The sequence below is a fragment of the Pseudomonas sp. FYR_2 genome, from assembly GCF_043106425.1.
Classification (GTDB): Bacteria; Pseudomonadota; Gammaproteobacteria; order Pseudomonadales; family Pseudomonadaceae; genus Aquipseudomonas; species Aquipseudomonas monteilii.
Genome location: NZ_JBICMM010000016.1, coordinates 103,056 through 123,655, shown reverse-complemented (window position 1 = coordinate 123,655; position 20,600 = coordinate 103,056). Strand labels below are relative to the sequence as shown.

The 20,600-nt window shown below is 63.6% G+C and carries 12 protein-coding genes; 8 read left to right on the top strand and 4 right to left on the bottom strand.

Annotated features, from left to right (window positions below; translation table 11 throughout):
• Positions 1-17: 17 nt before the first annotated feature.
• From ACF8R4_RS06555 to aceE, 3 genes are all read right to left on the bottom strand, one after another.
• Positions 18-2,708 (bottom strand): bifunctional diguanylate cyclase/phosphodiesterase, encoded by a 2,691-nt coding sequence (locus ACF8R4_RS06555; RefSeq protein ID WP_060499121.1) that lies wholly within the window; start codon positions 2,706-2,708, stop codon positions 18-20.
• Between the two features lie 283 nt (positions 2,709-2,991).
• Positions 2,992-4,629, bottom strand: a complete 1,638-nt coding sequence (gene aceF / locus ACF8R4_RS06550) for a dihydrolipoyllysine-residue acetyltransferase (RefSeq protein WP_104833579.1) — start codon at positions 4,627-4,629, stop codon at positions 2,992-2,994.
• A 13-nt stretch (positions 4,630-4,642) separates the two neighbouring features.
• On the bottom strand, positions 4,643-7,288 hold the full coding sequence (gene aceE, locus ACF8R4_RS06545; protein WP_060499119.1) for a pyruvate dehydrogenase (acetyl-transferring), homodimeric type: 2,646 nt from the start codon (positions 7,286-7,288) through the stop codon (positions 4,643-4,645).
• 383 nt (positions 7,289-7,671) lie between these two features.
• Here aceE and glnE point away from each other — a divergent pair, with 383 nt between their 5' ends.
• The 8 genes from glnE to ACF8R4_RS06505 all read left to right on the top strand — a co-directional run bounded on the left by glnE (position 7,672) and on the right by ACF8R4_RS06505 (position 17,768).
• Entirely contained in the window at positions 7,672-10,605 is a 2,934-nt protein-coding gene (gene glnE, locus ACF8R4_RS06540; protein ID WP_060499118.1) for a bifunctional [glutamate--ammonia ligase]-adenylyl-L-tyrosine phosphorylase/[glutamate--ammonia-ligase] adenylyltransferase, read from the top strand.
• Between the two features lie 202 nt (positions 10,606-10,807).
• Complete coding sequence (waaF, locus tag ACF8R4_RS06535) at positions 10,808-11,857, top strand: lipopolysaccharide heptosyltransferase II (RefSeq protein ID WP_060499117.1); 1,050 nt, start codon at positions 10,808-10,810, stop codon at positions 11,855-11,857.
• The gene (gene waaC, locus ACF8R4_RS06530) at positions 11,858-12,916 is read left to right on the top strand and encodes a lipopolysaccharide heptosyltransferase I (protein WP_105947323.1); all 1,059 of its coding nucleotides are present in this window, start codon (positions 11,858-11,860) and stop codon (positions 12,914-12,916) included.
• Positions 12,916-14,040, top strand: coding sequence for a glycosyltransferase family 4 protein (locus tag ACF8R4_RS06525; protein WP_060499115.1), 1,125 nt, complete (start codon positions 12,916-12,918; stop codon positions 14,038-14,040). Before waaC ends, ACF8R4_RS06525 begins: the two co-directional genes overlap by 1 nt.
• Positions 14,037-14,843 (top strand): lipopolysaccharide core heptose(I) kinase RfaP, encoded by an 807-nt coding sequence (rfaP, locus tag ACF8R4_RS06520; protein WP_104833577.1) that lies wholly within the window; start codon positions 14,037-14,039, stop codon positions 14,841-14,843. The genes ACF8R4_RS06525 and rfaP overlap by 4 nt, the downstream gene beginning before the upstream one ends.
• The gene (locus ACF8R4_RS06515; RefSeq protein ID WP_016714545.1) at positions 14,843-15,577 is read left to right on the top strand and encodes a lipopolysaccharide kinase InaA family protein; all 735 of its coding nucleotides are present in this window, start codon (positions 14,843-14,845) and stop codon (positions 15,575-15,577) included. The genes rfaP and ACF8R4_RS06515 overlap by 1 nt, the downstream gene beginning before the upstream one ends.
• Entirely contained in the window at positions 15,574-16,326 is a 753-nt protein-coding gene (locus tag ACF8R4_RS06510) for a lipopolysaccharide kinase InaA family protein (RefSeq protein WP_060499113.1), read from the top strand. Before ACF8R4_RS06515 ends, ACF8R4_RS06510 begins: the two co-directional genes overlap by 4 nt.
• The gene (locus ACF8R4_RS06505; RefSeq protein WP_104833576.1) at positions 16,326-17,768 is read left to right on the top strand and encodes a lipopolysaccharide kinase InaA family protein; all 1,443 of its coding nucleotides are present in this window, start codon (positions 16,326-16,328) and stop codon (positions 17,766-17,768) included. The genes ACF8R4_RS06510 and ACF8R4_RS06505 overlap by 1 nt, the downstream gene beginning before the upstream one ends.
• On the opposite strand, the gene ACF8R4_RS06500 is transcribed toward ACF8R4_RS06505, so the two are convergent.
• Positions 17,729-20,542, bottom strand: coding sequence for a dermonecrotic toxin domain-containing protein (locus tag ACF8R4_RS06500; RefSeq protein WP_392491936.1), 2,814 nt, complete (start codon positions 20,540-20,542; stop codon positions 17,729-17,731). The two genes, ACF8R4_RS06505 and ACF8R4_RS06500, sit on opposite strands and share 40 nt — an antisense overlap.
• Positions 20,543-20,600 lie beyond the last annotated feature (58 nt).

Below are 20,600 nucleotides of genomic sequence, written 5' to 3'. Positions count from 1 at the left end.
CGAGGATGGCGCCGCTGTCAGGCCACAGGGCCACGCGGGTATCGCTTCAGCCGCTCAGCCAGCTCCCGCCCCGGAATTGGCCGGTCAAACAGGTAACCCTGGCCCACGTCGCAACGGTGCCTGCGCAGAAACGCCAGCTGCTCCGGCGTCTCGATCCCTTCGGCCACTACCTTCAGCTTTAGGTTGTGCGCCATGGCCACCACCGCCGAGGTAATTTCCATGTCGTCCTGGTTGTCGGGGATCTCATTGATGAAGCTGCGGTCGATCTTGAGAATGTCGATCGGAAACTTCTTCAGGTAGCTCAGCGACGAGTAACCGGTACCGAAGTCGTCCATGGCCAGGGTCAGGCCCAAGGCCTTCAGCTCGTCCAGCTGGCGGTGGGTGTCTTCGGTGGCTTCCAGCAGGAGGCCTTCCGTCAGCTCCAGCTCCAGCAGGTGCGGTGGCAGGGCTTCTTCCTTGAGGATGGTGCTGATAGAGGCTACCAGGTCGGGGTCGGAAAACTGCTTGGGCGACAGGTTGATCGCTACGTGCAGGTTGCCCAAGCCGGCCTCGCGCAGTTGCTGGCTCATGCTGCATGACTGGCGTATCACCCATTTGCCAATGGGAATGATCAGGCCGGTTTCTTCTGCCACGCTGATGAACTGATCCGGGCGGATCATGCCGCGCTCGGGGTGGTTCCAGCGCAACAGCGCTTCCAGCCCCAGCAGGCGACCGCTACGCAGGCAGATCTTGGGCTGGTAGAACACTTCCAGCTCGTTCTGGGTCAGGGCACGGCGCAGGTTGTTCTCGACGAACAGCTTGTAGCTGGCTTCGGCATTGAGCACTTCGGTAAACACCTGCACCTGATGCTTGCCGTTGGCCTTGGCCTTGTGCAACGCCAAGCCGGCGTTTTTCATCAGGCTGGCCGGGTCAGCGCCGTGCAGCGGTGCGTAGGCCAGGCCCACCGAGGCCGTGACGTTGATCAACTGGTTGTCGACGAACATCGGCTTGTCGAGGGTGCGCAGCAATTGCTGGGCAACGCCCTGGCCATCTTCCAGGCTGGTGTCGTCAAGCAATACCGCGAACTCGTTACTGGCAAAGCGCGCCAGGATACCGCCGGTGTGCAAGCTGTTGCGCAGGCGGCGGGCCAGGCTGATCAGCAGCTTGTCGCCGGTCTGGTGGCCAAGGCTGTCGTTGATGCGCTTGAAGTTGTCGATGTCCACCAGCAGCAGGCACATCGCGCTTTCGCCATCGCGGGCAAAGCACTCGTCCAGGCTGCGGATGAACGCCGGGCGGTTGCCCAGGTTGGTCAGGTTGTCGGTGTAGGCCAGTCGCTCGATGCGCTGCTGGGCCAGCTTGGTCTGGGTGACGTCTTCGTAGATGCCGATGTAGTGGGTCAGCTCACGGTTATCGCCGTACACCTTGGAAATCGACAACTGGCCCCAGTAGGGCTCCAGGTTCTTGCGCCGGCTCCTGAATTCGCCCTGCCAGCTGTTGCCCATGGCCAGGCTCGACGGCGAGTCGAACAGCAATTCGCTGAGGTTCTCCAATGCCGGCAGCTCACCCAGGTGGCGGCCTTGCACTTCTTCGGTGCTGTACTGGGTGATGGCGGTGAAACTCGGGTTGACGTACTCCACACGGCCATCGCGGTTCACCAGCAAAAAGGCGCTGGCGCTTTGCTCGACGGCACGCTGGAACAGGTGCAATGCGCTGGCCGCAGTGCGCCGGTTGTGGTTGGTGATGACTTGGGCGAACTGGTCGGCCAGCTCACCTGCAAAGGCTATCTCGTCCGATTGCCAGGCCCGTGGCTGGCCGGTCTGCTCCAGGCACAGCACGCCGACGACCTGGCCATCGACACGGATACTGGCGTCGAGCATGGCCTTGTTTTCCGGGCACAGGCTTTGCGCCAGGGCGCGGGTACGTGGGTCGTGGCCGGCGTTGTGGGCGTCGATGGCACGGCTGGCGTGCAGCGCGTCGAGGTAGTCGGGGAAACGGCTGGCATCGATGGCTTCGGGCTGGCGATGCTCTTGTGCATCGCGGTACCAGGCGGTGATCGGTTCCAGACGCTGGTCGTCCAGGTGCCAGATGCTGGCGCTGTCGACCTTGTAGATTTCGCAGGCGCTGCGGGTAATCAGCTGGGCAGCTTCCAGCAGCGAGTTCCCGGCACTGTAGCGCTGGCGAGCCAGGCGCAGGATCAGGTCCTGCTGGCCGTGCACGCGCTCCAGGTGTTCCAGCTGCTCTTGCTGGGCGCGTTGGTTCAGTTGCAGGGCCAGCTGCAGGCGGTTGTTGCGTGATTCCAGGTCGTTGGCGTCGGCTTCGCCGGTATCGTCCAGCAGGTCATCGAGCACGCTCAGGTAGCCGCGCAACAGCTGGCGGTTATGCTGCTTGTAGGTTTCACCCACCTCCAGCAGGCGCAGCGAGGCGCTGGGCGTGTGCAGGGTGTAGCGCACGCGGTAGTACCCGCGCTGGGCCAGTTGCAGTTGGACCTCGTCGTGCAACCGGTAGCGAACTTCGGGTTCCATCAGGCTGGCGTAGGGTGCGTCTACCAAGGCACACAGGTCGCCGGCGTGCAGGCCAAACTGGCGCTCGCAGGCCGGGTCCAGGTAGAGCATGGCCCAGGTGGCTTCGTTGAGCCGTTCGAAACGCAGCATGCCGAGCCGCGAGGGCACGGGTAACGGCGTGACGACCTCGGCCGCCACACGGCTGGCGGCATCGGGTTGGCTTTTCATCGAAGACTCGCTTGAAGAGGGAACGCGGCCTTGCGGCGGCGGCAGATTCGGCAAGGTTGCATCATGTCCCGAGGGCTGGCAAGCGGCCATGCGTGATGCTGTGTACAGGTTATCGGCTGTCAGGGCTGATTCTGTAGTTTGGCTGGAGATTTTAGGGCTGCTACGCAGCCCTAATGTGCCTTGTGTCAGGCAAAAAAAAGCCCCGCCAATCGACGGGGTTGAGGTACGAGCGTGGCAGCTCGAAAAGGGTACTGCCCCTCGCAAGGAGGGGCAGCGGGCCGCCTTACAGCAGCATGGTGCGGATATCGCCCAGCACGTCGCCCAGGCGCTTGGTGAAGCGCGCGGCGGCTGCGCCGTTGATCACACGGTGATCGTAGGACAGCGACAGTGGCAGCATCAGCTTAGGCTGGAAGGCCTTGCCATCCCACACTGGCTGCATGGTCGCCTTGGAGACGCCCAGGATAGCCACTTCCGGCGCGTTGACGATCGGCGTGAAGCCGGTGCCGCCAATGTGGCCGAGGCTGGAGATGGTGAAGCAGGCGCCTTGCATCTCGTCGGCCGACAGCTTCTTGGTGCGGGCTTTTTCGGCCAGCGCAGCCGCTTCGGCAGCCAGTTGCAGCAGGCTCTTCTGGTCGACGTTCTTGATCACAGGGACCAGCAGACCGTCCGGGGTGTCCACGGCAAAGCCGATGTGCACGTACTTCTTGCGGATGATGGCCTTGCCGCTTGGTGCCAGCGAGCTGTTGAAGTCTGGCAGTTCCTTGAGCAGGAAAGCACAGGCCTTGAGCAGCAGTGGCAGCACGGTCAGCTTCACGCCAGCCTTCTCGGCCACGGCCTTCTGCGCAACGCGGAAGGCTTCCAGCTCGGTGATGTCGGCGGAGTCGAACTGGGTCACGTGCGGCACGTTCAGCCAGCTGCGGTGCAGGTTGGCAGCACCGACCTGCATCAGGCGGGTCAGGGCCACTTCTTCCACTTCACCGAACTTGCTGAAGTCCACGGCAGGGATCGGCGGGATGCCGGCACCGCCGGTTGCACCGGCTGCTGCCGGAGCTTCCTTGGCCTTCTGCATCATCGCTTTGACGTAAACCTGCACGTCTTCTTTCAGAATGCGGCCGTGCGGACCGGTGGCGGCAACAGCGCCCAGGTCGACACCAAATTCACGGGCCAGCTGACGAACGGCTGGGCCTGCGTGAACCTTGGCGTTGCTGCCAGCGGCCGGTGCGGTAGCAGCCGGTGCCGGGGCGGCAGCCGGGGCAGCAGCGGCAGGTGCGGCAGCCGGAGCAGCCTCAGCCTTGGCTGGCGCCGGGGCAGCAGGGGCCGGAGCGGCAGCCGGGGCTGCGCCAGCGACCTTCAGTTTGAAGATCAGGTCGCCAGTGCCGACTTCGTCTTCCAGCTTGCACAGCACTTCTTCGACCACGCCAGCAGCTGGCGACGGGATTTCCATGGAGGCCTTGTCGGACTCCAGGGTAATCAGCGACTGGTCGGCTTCGACGGTGTCGCCGACCTTGACCAGCACTTCGATGATCTTGGCCTTGCCCGACGAGCCGATGTCCGGCACGTGGATGTCCTGCACGCTGGCGGCAGCCGGGGCTGCGGCTGGCGCAGGGGCAGCTTCGGCAGCAGGCGCTGGGGCAGCAGCCGGGGCCGCAGCTGCAGCGGCTGGAGCCTCAGGGGCCGCAGCAGCGGCGCCCTCGGCTTCCAGAACCAGCAACTCGTCGCCTTCTTTCAGGCGGTCGCCCAGCTTGACCTTCAGTTCCTTGATGACGCCGGCCTTGGGGGCCGGGATTTCCATGGAGGCCTTGTCGGACTCCAGGGTCAGCAGGCTCTGGTCAGCCTCGATACGGTCACCGACCTTGACGAACAGCTCGATGATTTCACCTTCACCGCTGCCGATGTCAGGTACGCGAATGAGTTCGCTCACTTAAAAATACTCCTCAGCAGTCCAGTGGGTTGCGCTTGTCCGGGTCGATACCGAACTTGACGATAGCGTCTGCAACAACCTTGGGTTCGATCTCGCCACGGTCAGCCAGGGCTTCCAGGGCAGCCAGCACCACGAAGTGGCGGTCGACTTCGAAGAAGTGACGCAGCTTCTTGCGGCTGTCGCTGCGACCGTAACCGTCGGTACCCAGGACCTTGAACTCTTTGCTCGGCACCCACTGGCGAATCTGTTCAGCGAACAGCTTCATGTAGTCGGTAGAAGCGATGACCGGGCCTTTGCGACCGTTCAGGCACTGCTCGACATAGGTCTGCTGTGGCTTCTGGCCAGGCTTCAGACGGTTGGCGCGTTCCACGGCCAGGCCGTCGCGGCGCAGTTCGTTGAAGCTGGTGACGCTCCACACGTCGGCACCGACGTTGAACTCTTCACGCAGGATCTTCGCCGCTTCGCGGACTTCGCGCAGGATGGTGCCGGAGCCCATCAGCTGTACGTGGTGCGCGGCTTCGCGGGTGTCTTCTTCCAGCAGGTACATGCCCTTGATGATGCCTTCCTCGACACCGGCCGGCATGGCTGGCTGCTGGTAGGATTCGTTCATCACGGTGATGTAGTAGAAGATGTCCTGTTGCTCTTCGGTCATCTTCTTCATGCCGTCCTGGATGATCACCGCCAGCTCGTAGCCGTAGGTTGGATCGTAGGTGCGGCAGTTCGGGATGGTGCCCGCCATCATGTGGCTGTGACCGTCTTCGTGCTGCAGGCCTTCACCGTTCAGGGTGGTACGGCCGGCGGTACCGCCGATCAGGAAGCCGCGGGTACGGCTGTCGCCAGCGGCCCAGGCCAGGTCGCCAATGCGCTGGAAGCCGAACATCGAGTAGAAGATGTAGAACGGCAGCATCGGCTGGTTGTGGCAGCTGTACGAGGTACCGGCAGCGATGAACGACGACATGGCGCCGGCTTCGTTGATGCCTTCCTCGAGGATCTGGCCCTTCTTGTCTTCGCGGTAGAACATCACCTGGTCTTTGTCGACTGGCTCGTAGAGCTGGCCGACCGACGAGTAGATGCCCAGCTGGCGGAACATGCCTTCCATACCGAAGGTACGGGCTTCGTCCGGGATGATCGGGACGATGCGCTGGCCGATTTCCTTGTCCTTGACCAGCTGCGCCAGAATACGCACGAAGGCCATGGTGGTGGAGATTTCGCGGTCGCCCGAGCCGTCCAGGATCGCTTTCAGCGTTTCCAGTGGCGGGGTCGGTACGCTGAAGCTCTTGGCACGGCGCTGTGGCACGAAACCGCCCAGGGCAGCACGGCGCTCGGCCAGGTACTTGGCTTCGGCAGAACCTTCTTCCGGCTTGAAGAACGGCAGGTTTTCGAGGTCGGCATCCTTGACCGGGATGTCGAAGCGGTCACGGAAGTGACGCAGGCTGTCGACGTCGACCTTCTTGGTGTTGTGCGCGGTGTTCTTGGCTTCGCCGGCACCGGTACCGTAACCCTTGATGGTCTTGGCCAGGATGACGGTAGGCTGGTCTTTGTGGTTGACCGCCTGGTGGTACGCCGCGTAGACCTTGTACGGATCGTGGCCACCACGGTTGAGCTTCCAGATCTCGTCGTCGGACAGGTCTTCGACCATGGCCTTGAGTTCTGGGGTGTTGAAGAAGTTTTCACGAACGTACGCGCCATCTTTGGCTTTGTAGTTCTGGTACTCGCCGTCGATGACTTCGTCCATGCGGCGCTGCAGGGCACCGTCGGTGTCCTTGGCGAACAGTGGGTCCCAGAAGCGGCCCCAGACAACCTTGTTGACGTTCCAGCCACCGCCACGGAAAACGCCTTCGAGTTCCTGGATGATCTTGCCGTTGCCGCGAACCGGGCCGTCGAGGCGCTGGAGGTTGCAGTTGATGACGAAGATTAGGTTGTCCAGCTTCTCGCGGCCGGCCAGGGCGATTGCGCCCAGGGATTCCGGCTCGTCACACTCGCCGTCGCCCATGAAGCACCAGACTTTCTGCTTGCCGGCCGGGATGTAGCCGCGCGCTTCCAGGTACTTCATGAAGCGGGCCTGGTAGATGGCCTGGATCGGGCCCAGACCCATCGATACGGTCGGGAACTGCCAGAAGTCAGGCATCAGCCATGGGTGCGGGTACGAAGACAGGCCATTGCCGTCCACTTCCTGACGGAAGTTGTTCATCTGGTCTTCGTTGATGCGGCCTTCCATGAAGGCGCGGGCGTAGATGCCTGGGGAGGCGTGGCCCTGGAAGAAGATCAGGTCGCCGCCGTGTTCTTCGGTCGGGGCCTGGAAGAAGTAGTTGAAGCCGATGTCGTACAGGGTGGCACTGGAGGCGAAGCTGGAGATGTGTCCGCCCAGGTCCGAGTCTTTCAGGTTGGTGCGCATGACCATGGCCAGGGCGTTCCAACGCACCATCGAGCGAATGCGGCGTTCCATGAACAGGTCGCCAGGCATGCGTGCTTCGTGGGTGACAGGGATGGTGTTGCGGTATGGCGTGGTGATCGCATACGGCAGCTGGGAGCCACTACGGGTGGCCAGCTCGCCCATACGGGTCATCAGGTAATGAGCGCGGTCTTCGCCTTCTTTGTCGAGGACCGACTCCAGGGCATCCAGCCATTCCTGGGTTTCGATTGGATCGAGGTCTTGCATGGCTTGCTCCAGGGCGGAAAGGCAACCAGAATCGATTGCCTGAAGTTGCGACTGGCCTTATGGGCAGACGTCGTGAATTCTTGGATTACCGGGGTGTCTTCCGGCGCGTTGTAGTTTTACTACATTTGCTTTCGCATTTCATGCTTTTACACGACACGAGTAGTAGTAAAACTACATTTGTGCGACGTTTGGTCGCACCTTGGCTTGTGAGGAAAAACGTTCATGTTGGTTGGCATTGTGTCGCGAACGGGTGGTTCTTGATGATTGTTGCCAAGTTTTCGTTTTTTTCAGCTATTTCCAACTTTTGTACGACAGTCCAACCGTGGTCCGGCTTCCCCTTGGCCGCTTTTTCCCCTCTATTTCACGCCGATCAAGGATAGACCATGCGCCTGCCTTTGCCGTCCGATCTGCCCGCCATCCTTCAGCCACTGGTCGCTCGCAACCAGCAATTCCTCCGCGATGCGCTAGCGGCTCACCCCGAGCTCGACCTGAATGCCTGGAGCCCGCTGCACCGGCAGCAATTCGACCAGGTGGCCGCGGCCAGCGATTTTGTCCTGGGCCTGGCCCAGCGCGAGCCGGCCATGCTGTTCGGCCTGCTGACCAGTGGCGAGCTAGAGCGCCGTTATGCACCGGGTGAGCTGCGCGGGCACATCGCTGCGGCCGCCCAGGCGGCGCAAAGCGACGATGAGCTGGCGCGCAACCTGCGCCGCGAGCGCAACCGCCAGCAGTTGCGCATTATCTGGCGCGACATCACCCGCCAGGCCGAACTGAGCGAGACGTGCCGCGACCTGTCGGACCTGGCCGATGCCGCCATCGACGAAGCCTACCAATGGCTGTATCCGCGCCATTGCCAGCAGTTCGGCACGCCCATCGGCAACCGCAGCGGCCAGCCGCAGCACATGGTGGTGCTGGGCATGGGCAAGCTGGGGGCGGTGGAGCTGAACCTGTCGTCGGACATCGACCTGATCTTCGGCTTCCCCGAAGGCGGCGAAACCGAAGGGGTGAAGCGCTCGCTGGAAAACCAGGAATTCTTCACCCGCTTGGGCCAGCGGCTGATCAAGGCGCTGGACCCGGTGACCGTCGACGGCTTCGTGTTCCGCGTCGACATGCGCCTGCGCCCCTATGGTTCGGCCGGCGCGCTGGTGCTCAGCTTCAATGCCCTGGAGCAGTACTACCAGGACCAGGGGCGCGACTGGGAACGTTACGCGATGATCAAGGCGCGGGTGGTGGCCGGCGACCAGGCTGCCGGCGCGCAACTGCAGGAGATGCTGCGCCCGTTCGTGTACCGCCGTTACCTGGACTTTTCCGCGATCGAAGCCCTGCGCACCATGAAGCAGTTGATCCAGCAGGAAGTGCGGCGCAAGGGCATGGCCGACAACATCAAGCTGGGTGCCGGTGGTATCCGCGAGGTTGAGTTCATCGCCCAGGCCTTCCAGCTGATCCACGGCGGGCGCGACCTGAGCTTGCAGCAACGGCCGTTGCTCAAGGTGCTGGCCACCCTCGAAGGCCAGGGTTACCTGCCGCCGGCGGTGGTTGCCGAGCTGCGCGAGGGGTATGAGTTCTTGCGTTATACCGAGCACGCCATCCAGGCCATTGCTGACCGCCAGACGCAAATGTTGCCAGAGGGCGAGACCGACCAGGCGCGGGTGGCCTACATGCTCGGTTTTGCCGACTGGCAGAGCTTCCACGACCAGTTGACCTACTGGCGTGGCCGTATCGACTGGCACTTCCGCCAGGTGATCGCCGACCCGGATGATGAAGACGGTGAAGGCGAACTGGTGGTAGGGGGCGAATGGTCGCCACTGTGGGAACAGGCGCAGGATGAAGAAGCCGCTGGCCGGCAGCTGGAAGAGGCTGGCTTCAAGGAGCCTGTTGAAGCCTTGCGGCGTTTGGCGGGGCTGCGCTCCAGCCCGCAGTTGCGGTCGATGCAGCGCATTGGCCGTGAGCGGCTGGACGCCTTTATTCCACGTTTGCTGGCCCAGGCGGTCGAGCACGACAACCCTGACCTGGTGCTGGAACGTGTGCTGCCGCTGGTTGAAGCCGTGGCGCGGCGTTCGGCTTACCTGGTGCTGCTGACCGAAAACCCGGGTGCCCTGCGCCGTCTGCTGACCTTGTGCGCGGCCAGCCCGTGGATTGCCGAACAGATTGCGCTGTACCCGTTGCTGCTCGACGAACTGCTTAACGAAGGCCGCTTGTTCAGCCCGCCCTTGGCCCCAGAGCTGGCCAGCGAGTTGCGTGAACGCCTGACGCGCATCCCCGAGGATGACCTGGAGCAGCAGATGGAAGCGCTGCGCCACTTCAAGCTGGCCCACAGCCTGCGCGTGGCCGCCTCGGAAATCAGCGGCAACCTGCCGTTGATGAAAGTCAGCGACTACCTGACCTGGCTGGCCGAAGCCATCCTCGACCAGGTACTGGCCCTGGCCTGGCGCCAGACCGTGGCCCGCCACGGCCAGCCCAAGCGCAGCGACGGCAGCCTGTGCGACCCAGGTTTCATCATCATTGGTTATGGCAAGGTCGGCGGCCTGGAGTTGGGGCACGGCTCGGACCTGGACCTGGTGTTCATCCACGACGGCGACCCGCAAGAGGAAACCGACGGCGCCAAGCCCATCGACAGTGCGCAGTTCTTTACGCGCCTGGGCCAACGCATCATTCACCTGCTGACCACCCAGACCAACTCGGGCCAACTTTATGACGTGGACATGCGCCTGCGCCCATCCGGTGCTGCCGGCCTGCTGGTGAGTTCGTTGGGCGCCTTCGAGCGCTACCAGCAGAACGAAGCCTGGACCTGGGAGCATCAGGCCTTGGTGCGGGCCCGCGTGCTGGTGGGCTGCAAACAGGTCGGCACCGCGTTCGAAGGCGTGCGCGCCAAGGTACTGGGCCAGGCCCGCGACCTGGAAAAACTGCGCACCGAAGTGAGTGAAATGCGCGCCAAGATGCGTGACAACCTAGGGACCAAGGCTACGGCTGCGGGCACTGCGGCTAACGCGTTCGAGGCCGGTGTGCCCTTCGATATCAAGCAGGATGCCGGCGGTATCGTCGATATCGAATTTATGGTGCAATACGCTGCTTTGGCCTGGTCCCATGACCACCCGGCCATACTCCGATGGACCGATAACATCCGCATTCTGGAAGAGCTGGAGCAGGCGAGTTTGATGCCGGCCAGTGACGCGGTGCTGTTGCGTGAAGTGTACAAGGCGTTCCGCTCGGCCTCGCACCGCCAGGCCCTGCAGAAGCAGGCCGGGGTGATCGACGCGGCGCAGTTTGCCGATGAACGCCGCGAGGTGCGGCGGATCTGGGGTGAGCTGGGGTTGAGCTGATACCGCGTTGGCTTCTTCGCGGGCACGCCCGCCCCCACGGGGACAGCACAAGCCTTGAGAGCAGTGCAGTACCTGTGGGAGCGGGCTTGCCCGCGAATAGGCCATGTGAGTGGTACACTGTCCGCCACATAGCCTGAATATAAAGAGGGGAGGCCAGGCTGTACCGCAGTCTGTAGCCTCCCCGAGCGTTTCTGGACTAAGCATGAGAATACTGATCATTGGCCCCAGCTGGGTCGGCGACATGGTGATGGCGCAGACCCTGTTCCAGTGCCTGAAACAGCAGCACCCCGACTGCGTGATCGACGTGTTGGCCCCCGAGTGGAGCCGGCCGATCCTGGAGCGCATGCCCGAGGTGCGCCAGGCCTTGAGCTTCCCGCTCGGCCACGGCGCGCTGGAGCTGGCCACGCGCCGGCGCATCGGCAAGTCCCTGGCCGGCCAGTACGACCAGGCCATCCTGCTGCCCAACTCGCTGAAGTCGGCCCTGGTGCCGTTCTTCGCCGGTATCCCCAAACGCACCGGCTGGCGCGGCGAAATGCGCTTTGGCCTGCTGAACGATGTGCGCAAGCTGGACAAGGCCCGCTACCCGCTGATGATCGAGCGCTTCATGGCCCTGGCCTTTGCGCCCGGTGCCGAGCTGCCGCAGCCGTACCCGCGCCCCAGCCTGCAGATCGAAGCGCAAAGCCGCGAAGCCGCGCTGGCCAAGTTCGGCCTGGAACTGGACCGCCCGGTGCTGGCGCTATGCCCAGGTGCCGAGTTTGGTGAGGCCAAGCGCTGGCCGGCCGAGCATTACGCTGCCGTGGCCGACGCGATGATCCGCCAGGGCTGGCAGGTGTGGCTGTTCGGCTCGAAGAAAGACCACCCGGTCGGTGAGCAGATCCGTGACCGGTTGATCCCGGGTTTTCGTGAAGAGTCGTCCAACCTGGCGGGCGAAACCTCGCTGGCCGAGGCCATCGACCTGATGTCCTGCGCCCATGCCGTGGTGTCCAACGACTCCGGCCTGATGCATGTGGCCGCCGCGCTGAACCGCCCACTGGTGGCCGTATACGGCTCGACGTCGCCCGGGTTTACCCCGCCGCTGGCCGACCAGGTGGAAGTGGTGCGCACCGGCATCGAGTGCAGCCCGTGTTTCGACCGTACCTGCCGCTTCGGCCACTACAACTGCCTGCGTCTGCTGGAGCCGGGCAAAGTCATTGCCGCCCTGCACAGCCTGAGCGGGCCGGACCTGATCGATACCGTGGCTGAGGTCGACTAAGTGCGGGTACTGATCATCAAGACCTCGTCGCTGGGTGATGTGATCCACACCTTGCCGGCGCTTACCGATGCCGCCCATGCCATCCCGGGCATCCGTTTCGACTGGGTGGTTGAAGAAGGCTTTGCCGAAATCCCCAGCTGGCACCCGGCGGTCGACCAGGTTATCCCGGTGGCCATCCGCCGCTGGCGCAAGAACCTCTGGCAAACCCTCAAGAGTGGCGAGTGGAAGGCGTTCAAGCAGCGTGTGCGCGAACGCAAATACGACCTGGTGATCGATGCCCAGGGCCTGGTGAAGTCGGCCTGGCTGACCCGCTACGTGAAGGCCCCGGTCGCCGGCCTGGACCGCTACTCGGCCCGCGAAGGCTGGGCCAGCCGCTTCTATGACCGGCGTCTGTCGGTTGCCACCGGCCAGCATGCGGTGGAGCGGGTGCGCCAGTTGTTCGCCATGGCCCTGGCCTACGACCTGCCGGAAGGCATCGGCAACTACGGCCTGGACCTGGACCGCCTGCAGCTGCCGCCGGCTGCGCCCTATGTGGTGTTCCTGCATGGCACCACCTGGGCAACCAAGCATTGGCCTGAAGCTTACTGGCGCGAACTGGCCGAGCGCATGGGCCGGCGCAAGCTGGAAGTGCGTCTGCCTTGGGGCAACCCGGCCGAGAAGGCGCGCGCCGAGCGCATCGCCCAGGGCTTGAACAACTGCCAGGTACTCCCCAAATTGAACCTTGCTGGCGTTGCCCGCGTGCTGGCAGCGGCAAAAGCCTGCGTGGCGGTCGATACCGGCCTTGGCCACCTGGCCGCAGCACTCGATGTGCCCACCATTTCGCTGTTCGGCCCGACCAACCCGGGCCTGACTGGCGCCTACGGACGGACCCAGATTCACCAGGCCAGTGACTGGCCTTGCGCGCCCTGCCTGCAGAAGAAGTGCACCTACAAACCGAGCGCCGATGACCTGCGCCGGTTCGATCTGAAACGCGAGTGGCCGCTGTGCTTCACTCGCCTGAATCCCGAGCATGTGGCGGGCCGCTTGAGCGCGTTGCTGCTGGCTGAGGATGTCCGTTGATGCAACTGGCTTTCGTGCTTTACAAATATTTCCCCTTCGGCGGGCTGCAGCGCGACTTCATGCGCATTGCCCTGGAATGCCAGAAGCGGGGCCACCAGATCCGTGTGTACACGCTGATCTGGGAAGGTGACATTCCGCCGGGCTTTGAAGTGCTGGTGGCGCCGGTGAAGGCGATTTTCAACCACCGCCGCAACGAGAAGCTCAGCGCCTGGATGGCCGCCGACCTGGCCAAGCGCCCGGTCGACCGCCTGATCGGCTTCAACAAGATGCCAGGGCTGGACGTGTACTACGCCGCCGACGGCTGCTTCGAAGACAAGGCGCAGACCCTGCGTGGCGGCCTGTACCGCCGCTGGGGCCGTTACCGGCACTTTGCCGAGTACGAGCGTGCGGTATTCGCCAAGGACGCCCACACCGAAGTGCTGATGATTTCCGAAGTGCAGCAGCCGCTGTTCATCAAGCACTATGGCACCCCGGTGGAACGCTTCCACCTGCTGCCGCCGGGCATTTCCCAGGACCGCCGTGCGCCGGCCAATGCCGCCGAGATCCGCGCCGAGTTCCGCAAGGAATTCAACCTGGGGGATGACGACCTGCTGCTGGTGCAGATTGGCTCGGGCTTCAAGACCAAGGGCGTGGACCGTAGCCTCAAGGCGCTGGCCGCGTTGCCGTCGGCCCTGCGCAAACGCACGAAGCTGATGGTGATCGGCCAGGACGACCCCAAGGTGTTCCAGCTGCAAAGCGCCACCCTGGGCCTGGGCGACCAGGTGCAGTTCCTCAAGGGCCGCAGCGACATCCCGCGCTTCCTGCTGGGTGCCGATTTGCTGATTCACCCGGCCTACAACGAGAACACCGGTACGGTGCTGCTCGAAGCGCTGGTGGCCGGCCTGCCGGTGCTGGTGTCCAAGGTGTGCGGCTACGCCCACTACATTGCCGAGGCCGACTGCGGCCTGGTGCTGGACGAGCCGTTCGAACAGGACCAGCTCAATGGCTACCTGCAGCGCATGCTCGAAGACTCGCAGGCCCGCGCCAGTTGGTCGCGCAACGGCCTGGCGTTCGCTGAAACCGCTGATCTGTACAGCATGCCGCAGCATGCTGCCGACGTGATCCTGGGGCAGAAAACCGCATGAAGCTGATAGTGGCCGAGCCCTTCAAACGCCTGTGGGCCGGGCGGGATGCCTTCGACGCCGTCGAGGCGCTGCAAGGCGAGGTCTATCGCGAACTGGAAGGGCGCCGCACGCTGCGTACCGAGGTGGAGGGCGAAGGGTTTTTCGTCAAGATCCACCGCGGCATCGGCTGGGGCGAGATCTTCAAGAACCTGTTCACCGCCAAGCTGCCGGTGCTCGGTGCCGGCCAGGAATGGCGGGCCATCCAGCGCCTGCACGAGGTGGGCGTGCCGACGATGACCGCAGTCGCCTATGGCGAGCGCGGCAGCAACCCGGCTGCGCAGCACTCGTTCATCATCACCGAGGAACTGGCGCCGACCATCAGCCTGGAAGATTTCAGCATCGACTGGGTCAAACAGCCGCCCACGCCACGCCTGAAGCGCGCGCTGATCGCCGAAGTGGCGAAAATGACCGGCGGCATGCACCGCGCCGGGGTCAACCACCGCGACTGCTACATCTGCCACTTCCTGCTGCACACCGACCGCCCGGTGACGGCGGATGACTTCAAACTGTCGGTTATCGACCTGCACCGTGCCCAGACCCGAGCGAAAATCAGCCGCCGCTGGCGCGACAAGGACCTGGCCGCGCTGTACTTCTCGGCGCTGGACATCGGCCTGACCCAGCGCGACAAGCTGCGCTTTTTGCGGGGTTACTTCCAGCGCCCGCTGCGGCAAATCCTGAAGGACGAAGCCCGGTTGCTCGCCTGGCTGGACCGCAAGGCGCAGAAACTCTACGACCGCAAGCAACGCTATGGGGATGCACTCTGATGGCGGGTTGGACACTGGCGCCGGGCTATGAACACCTGGCGGCGGACTTCGGCAGCCTCGATGCGGTATTTGCCCTCCAGGGCGAGCGCCTGACCCGCGACCCGCTCAGCGAGGTGGTGCGCATCGAGCGTGACGGCGTCAACTACTACGTCAAACGCTACACCGGGGCCGGCAAGCACATGCGCCGCTACCTGGGCCGGCCACGCATCAAGGCCGAATGGCAGAACCTCAAGCAGTTCGCCAAGTGGGGTATTCCCACTGCCGAAGTGGTGGCGTGGGGGCTTGAGCGCAATGGCCTGGCCTTTGGCCGTGGGGCGATGATCACCCGCGAGCTGCCACGCACCGAAGACCTGTCGGCGCTGGCTGAACGCAACGATGCACGTTTGGCCGACCGGGCCTGGGTCGATCACCTCAGCCGCCAGCTGGCGCGCCATACCCGGGTGATGCACGAGCACCGCTTTGCCCATAACGACCTGAAATGGCGCAACTTGCTGGTCGATGACCAGGGCACGCTATTCTTCATCGACTGCCCTACCGGCGACTTCTGGCGCGGCTTCATGTGGCGGCACCGGATGATCAAGGACTTGGCCTGCCTGGACAAAGTGGCCAAATACCACTTGTCGGCCACCCAGCGCCTGCGCTTCTACCTGCAATACCGTGGCCGCGACCGGCTGAATGTGCGTGACAAGAAGCGCATTCGCCAGGTGCTGGGCTTTTTCGAGGGAAGGGAATGACCGATTACCTGGCCAGCGCGGACCTCGCGCTGCTCAAACGCCATGGCCTGGACGACTTCGAGGCGCTGTGGGCGCTGCAACTGGATGCCGTGGACGAACCCAACACGGGCCGTGGCGGCTGGAGCAGCGTGTTCCGCCTGGAACTCGAAGGCAAGGGCTACTACCTCAAGCGGCAGAGCGACTACCTGACCCGCACCCTGCACCGACCGTTCGGCGAGCCGACCTTCGCGCGAGAATTTCGCAACATCAGCCGCTACCAGAAGCTGCACATCCCGGCCTTGCAGGCGGTGTTCTATGGCGAGCGCAAGCAAGGCGGCAAGCACCGGGCCATCCTGATGACCCGTGCCCTGGACGAGTGGGCCGACCTCGACAGCCTGCTGGCCCAGTGGCCGCAGCTAGGTGATGGCGAACGCACCGGTATCCTGCAGGCCTGCGGCCAACTGGCGCGCACCCTGCACAGCGCCGGCCAGGTGCACGGCTGCTTCTACCCCAAGCACATCTTCCTGCGCCAACGCCGTGATGGCTGGGACGCGCAACTGATCGACCTGGAAAAGACCCGCCCTTTGTTGTTCGGCATGCGCGACCGCCTCAAGGACCTGGAGCCGCTGCTGCGCCGCGCCCGGGCCTGGAGCGAGGCCGATGTGCGCACGCTGCTGGCGACCTATCTGGCGCAGCCGGCTGACAGCACACTGGTCGACACCTGGCTGCAACGCCTGACGCAACGCCGTCGTGACAAAGAGGCCCGCTGATGCGCTTGTCTGAACTGAAAGATGCCGGGCGCAACCCGCTGTTGCCCCTGAGCATCACCCTGGCGGATGCCGCCGGCAGCGCCGAGCTGCAACTGCTCAGCCTGCTGCGCGTGCTGCCCGGCCAGCGCTATGTTGGCGCCGGTGTGTGGCGCGGTACCCCGGTGCTGGCCAAGCTGCTGGTGGGCGGTAACGCCGCCCGGCATTTCCAGCGCGAACTGCAAGGTGTGAAGCTGCTGGCCGAGCAAGGCCTGACCACGCCAAAGCTGTTGGCTGACGGCCTGAAGGAAGGCGAGGGTGGCTGGCTGCTGTTTGAATTCCTCGACGGCGCCGAAAGCCTGGCCGATGCCTGGTCGGCGGTGGAACACCTGGCAGTGCTGGCTGACGAACAACACCTCGTGCTGGGTGAAGCGCTTACTGCTGTCGCACACATGCACGCCCAAGGCCTCTGGCAGGAAGACCTGCACCTGGACAACCTGCTGCGCCACGGCGGTAAGCTGTACCTGATCGACGGCGCCGGTATCAAGGCCGAGACGCCTGGCCAGCAGCTGTCACGTCCGCGTGTGCTGGAAAACCTAGGGGTATTCTTCGCCCAGTTGCCAAAGCGGCTGGAGCCGTTCATCGAAGAATTGCTGGTGCACTACTTGCTGGCCAACGCCGAGCATGCGTTGCCGCTGGAAGCCTTGCAAAAGCAGGTGGACAAGGTGCGTAACTGGCGGCAGAAGGACTATCTGGAGAAGGCCGGGCGCGAGTGCAGCCTTTTCAGCGTCCAGCGCAGCCTCTCGGGCTTGCAGGCGATCCGCCGCAACGAAGTCGACGCCATGCAGCCGGTGCTGGAGCAGGCCGATGCGCTGATCGACGAGGGCCACCTGTACAAGACCGGTGGCGCCGCCAGTGTGGCGCGCATCGAGGTGAAGGGTCGCAAGCTGGTGCTCAAGCGCTACAACATCAAGAACACCGCGCACTGGTTCAAGCGCTTCTGGCGCCCGAGCCGTGCCTGGCATTCGTGGATCGAAGGCCACCGCCTGGAATTCCTCGATATTGCCACGCCGCGCCCGTTGGCGGTGCTGGAGCAGCGGGTGATGGGCCTGCGTAGCCGCGCGTATCTGGTTACCGAGTACGTTGATGGCCCGGACCTGACCGCGTGCTTTGCCCCTTACGTCGAGAGTGGCGATGCCCCCGAAGAACAGATCGACGCCCTGGTGCAGGTAATGCAGCAGCTGATTCGCGAACGCATCAGCCATGGTGACTTCAAAGGCCACAACCTGTTCTGGGACCAAGGCCGCTGGTCGCTGATCGACCTCGACGCCATGTGCCAACACGCCACCCAGCTCAGCTTTGCCCCGGCCTATGCCCGTGATCGGGCACGGCTGCTGCGTAACTGGCCCAGTGGCAGTGCCCTGCATCAGCGGCTGGACAAGCTGCTGCCGCGGCTGACCGAGTGACTGGCCGGTAACGCCAACCAGTCACTGCTGCGCCCGGCCTGGCGCACGCGGATGCGCCATTGGTTATCCTGCCAGCGCAGTACGGCCCACGCCGTACTGCTGCTGTGCGGCTGCCGAGGTATCTGCAAGTGGTAGTGGTTGACCAGTAGGTGCGGGCGCAGCGGTAAGGCATGGGTGCCGGCGAGCAGGTACAGCTGCTGGTCCATTTTATACAGGCCGTCTATGCCGGCCTGCCTGATACCGGCTGGCTGGCCGGGCAGTTGGCAGCCCTCTAACAGTGCTTGCAGGTCTGGCAGCCCGTCGTACCACAGCACCGGCGAGTCCACCACCCACTCCCCATCTTCGCGGCGTTTGACCGCCACCTTGGTATAGGCGTCCGGCATGCGCGGGTCCACTACCCGCCAGCGGTAGCCGTCGAACGCTACCTGGTAGCTCGTGCCAGCAGCATCTTTGATGTAGTAGAAAGACACGCCAGGGTAGGGCGAGCGCTGTTCGTAGATGCCCTCCTTGTGGATACCATCGACCCGATAGTGCAATTTGTCGCTGTTCACTTGCACTGCTGCTGCTGGCGGCAATTTCAAGGGTGGCGGAGTGGGCATCGCCCGGATGGCCCGGCGCATCACGGTTGTTCCGCCAATGTTGTTGGCTGCGTCACTGGCGTGGGTGAACGCTTCGACAATGTGTTTCAACGTGCCTATTCGGTCTTCCTCCTTGAAAGCCTTCCCGGCATCGATCAATGACAATATCGAGCGGCCGAGCGCCAGCGCAACCAGTGCGCGAGCTGGCAGCGCGAGGCTGATCATATCCAGCAGTATCGACAAGGCGTGCAGGCTTAGCTCGCCAAGCAGTTCCCGTTTGGTGTTGGTGCTGGCGTCGACGGCCGCAAGGCTTGCGCTCACTTCCGCCAGATATCGGGCCTGCTGAAAGTCGCCCGTGATCCGCGGGCGCTGTACTTCGGCCCCCAGGCCACCCTTGGTCAGCCAGTTTTCGATCTGCTTGCGGTCGGTAAACGGAAGGCGGTCTTTTACGTACTCGCGCAGGCCAGGTTTGTCACGCAGTGTCCTGAGCATGTGCCGGGCGTTTCTGAATTCGCGCCAGGAACGGCGATCGGGTGCGTCCGGTGTGTAGGCGAGAAACCGCGTTAAACCTGGGGTATCAGGCGTTACCAGCATTACGCCTTGCAGCGTATGCCCACCAATCAGTAATTGTCGCGCACTAACCCGCTGTACTTTCAACTGCTGGCGTACCTGACTGTGCGGGTGGTCGAGCACCGTCGTCGCCCACCTGTAACCGCGCTCGAATGGGTCTTCCAGTAAGTGCCCCGCGTAACGCGCCTTGGCCAACTCGGCACGCATCCTTGCAGAGCTTATAGCCACGTAGCTGTCCCGCCGCCATTGCGCTTGCGGCGATGTCAGTAGATGAGTGCGCAAATACTGGCTGTAGCTCTGGCCCACGTCCAGCTCCCGCACTATCTGCTTGACCTGACTGGGTGTGATACCGGGCACGGCGGTGTCGTTCTTGTCATGCACTCTGGCAGTCAACCAGTAATCGATGTCGAGCAAACCGATGTTGACCATTGCCAGCTCATCCAGGCGGTAGGTCTGGCGGACCAGTTCGATGGTTTCGCCCACCTGTGGCCGACTGGCCACCGGGATCCAGGCGCTGTTGACGCCAGGGAAGGGTACCGGGCCTGTTTGCCGGGCCATGGTGACGCTGACAAACAGGTCCAGCGGGTCGACATCCAGCTGATAGCGTTGGCTCAACAAGGCGCGCAAGCGGTCACGTGTCCAGGCCAGGAGGCCGTTGCGGTCGAGGAATTGCTCGTGGCTCAGAATGCCGGGCGCCGCTGCGCGATCAATGGCGATTACCAGCTCCTGCAGGGTCTGCATGATGTGCGTAAGCCCCTGCACAGAGGCGTTTTTCAGCCACGCCGGTGAATTGCGTTCCAGCAACAGGCCGTAACGGGTCTGTAGCGCCGAGCGGCTGTCGGCCCAAGGCAGTACATCGGCAGCCTTCTTCAGGCGTTCTTCAAGCGTCGCCCAGTCCACCGGCGATTGTAGGGCGGCATCCTGCCAGATGTGGGTCAGCGCGGCCCGTTGCCCATCGATCAATACCTGGGCCTGGGCTTGGACTATGTCGTCGTTGAACCACTCGTAACGAAGGCGCTCGGCGTTGCGTGCCCGGTCTCGCTCGTGGTCGCTTGCCATGTGCCGCAGCAGCGGCTGGCTTTGGTAAACATCATCCAGGCGTTCGCACAGTTCGATGTGCAAGTCGCCAAGGTTGTCGAACGCCTCGATCCCGTGCGACAGGGTATACAGCACCGCGTAGTCGCCGGGCTTAAGTGGGTCGGGCATGCTGCCCTCGGGGCCGCCTTCGATGATCACGAAAGCGCCGGGCAGATAGCTTCGCCAGTTGGGCGTGGTAATGTCCAGAGCGGGCCGATACACCTGCGGGCGCTGCGCGCTTGGCAGGTGCTGACGCTGCGACGGCAGTGGCTGGTTGACGCAGTACGCGATCAGCTCGGCATGGTTCGAGCCCAAGGTGTGGTCATCGATACGCAGTGCGATCTGCGCCAGCAGTTGCTGGCGCAGCAACCTGGCCATGAGCGCCCGACGGCATTCGGCAGGGGCGACGCTGGCAAGCCAGTAGTCGGCAAGGTCGGCAAAGTATTGCTGGCGTGCCCTGAACAGGGGCAGGGCGGTGTCCGGCCTGGGCGGCGAGTCAAGCAACGCACTCAGTTGCAGGTCGAAAGCGATGAAGTTTTGCAGGCTCATTGAGGGGGCTCGGCAATGATGGAGCTGCCCAGCTTGCCGCCTGCGAGCTATGCAGGCG

Excerpts from the sequence above, each read along its gene's own strand:
- ACF8R4_RS06555 (WP_060499121.1), bottom strand. The coding sequence starts at position 2,708 with ATGAAAAGCCAACCCGATGCCGCCAGCCGTGTGGCGGCCGAGGTCGTC.
- aceE (WP_060499119.1), bottom strand. The coding sequence starts at position 7,288 with ATGCAAGACCTCGATCCAATCGAAACCCAGGAATGGCTGGATGCCCTG.
- glnE (WP_060499118.1), top strand. The coding sequence starts at position 7,672 with ATGCGCCTGCCTTTGCCGTCCGATCTGCCCGCCATCCTTCAGCCACTG.
- waaF (WP_060499117.1), top strand. The coding sequence starts at position 10,808 with ATGAGAATACTGATCATTGGCCCCAGCTGGGTCGGCGACATGGTGATG.
- ACF8R4_RS06525 (WP_060499115.1), top strand. The coding sequence starts at position 12,916 with ATGCAACTGGCTTTCGTGCTTTACAAATATTTCCCCTTCGGCGGGCTG.
- rfaP (WP_104833577.1), top strand. The coding sequence starts at position 14,037 with ATGAAGCTGATAGTGGCCGAGCCCTTCAAACGCCTGTGGGCCGGGCGG.
- ACF8R4_RS06515 (WP_016714545.1), top strand. The coding sequence starts at position 14,843 with ATGGCGGGTTGGACACTGGCGCCGGGCTATGAACACCTGGCGGCGGAC.
- ACF8R4_RS06510 (WP_060499113.1), top strand. The coding sequence starts at position 15,574 with ATGACCGATTACCTGGCCAGCGCGGACCTCGCGCTGCTCAAACGCCAT.
- ACF8R4_RS06505 (WP_104833576.1), top strand. The coding sequence starts at position 16,326 with ATGCGCTTGTCTGAACTGAAAGATGCCGGGCGCAACCCGCTGTTGCCC.
- ACF8R4_RS06500 (WP_392491936.1), bottom strand. The coding sequence starts at position 20,542 with ATGAGCCTGCAAAACTTCATCGCTTTCGACCTGCAACTGAGTGCGTTG.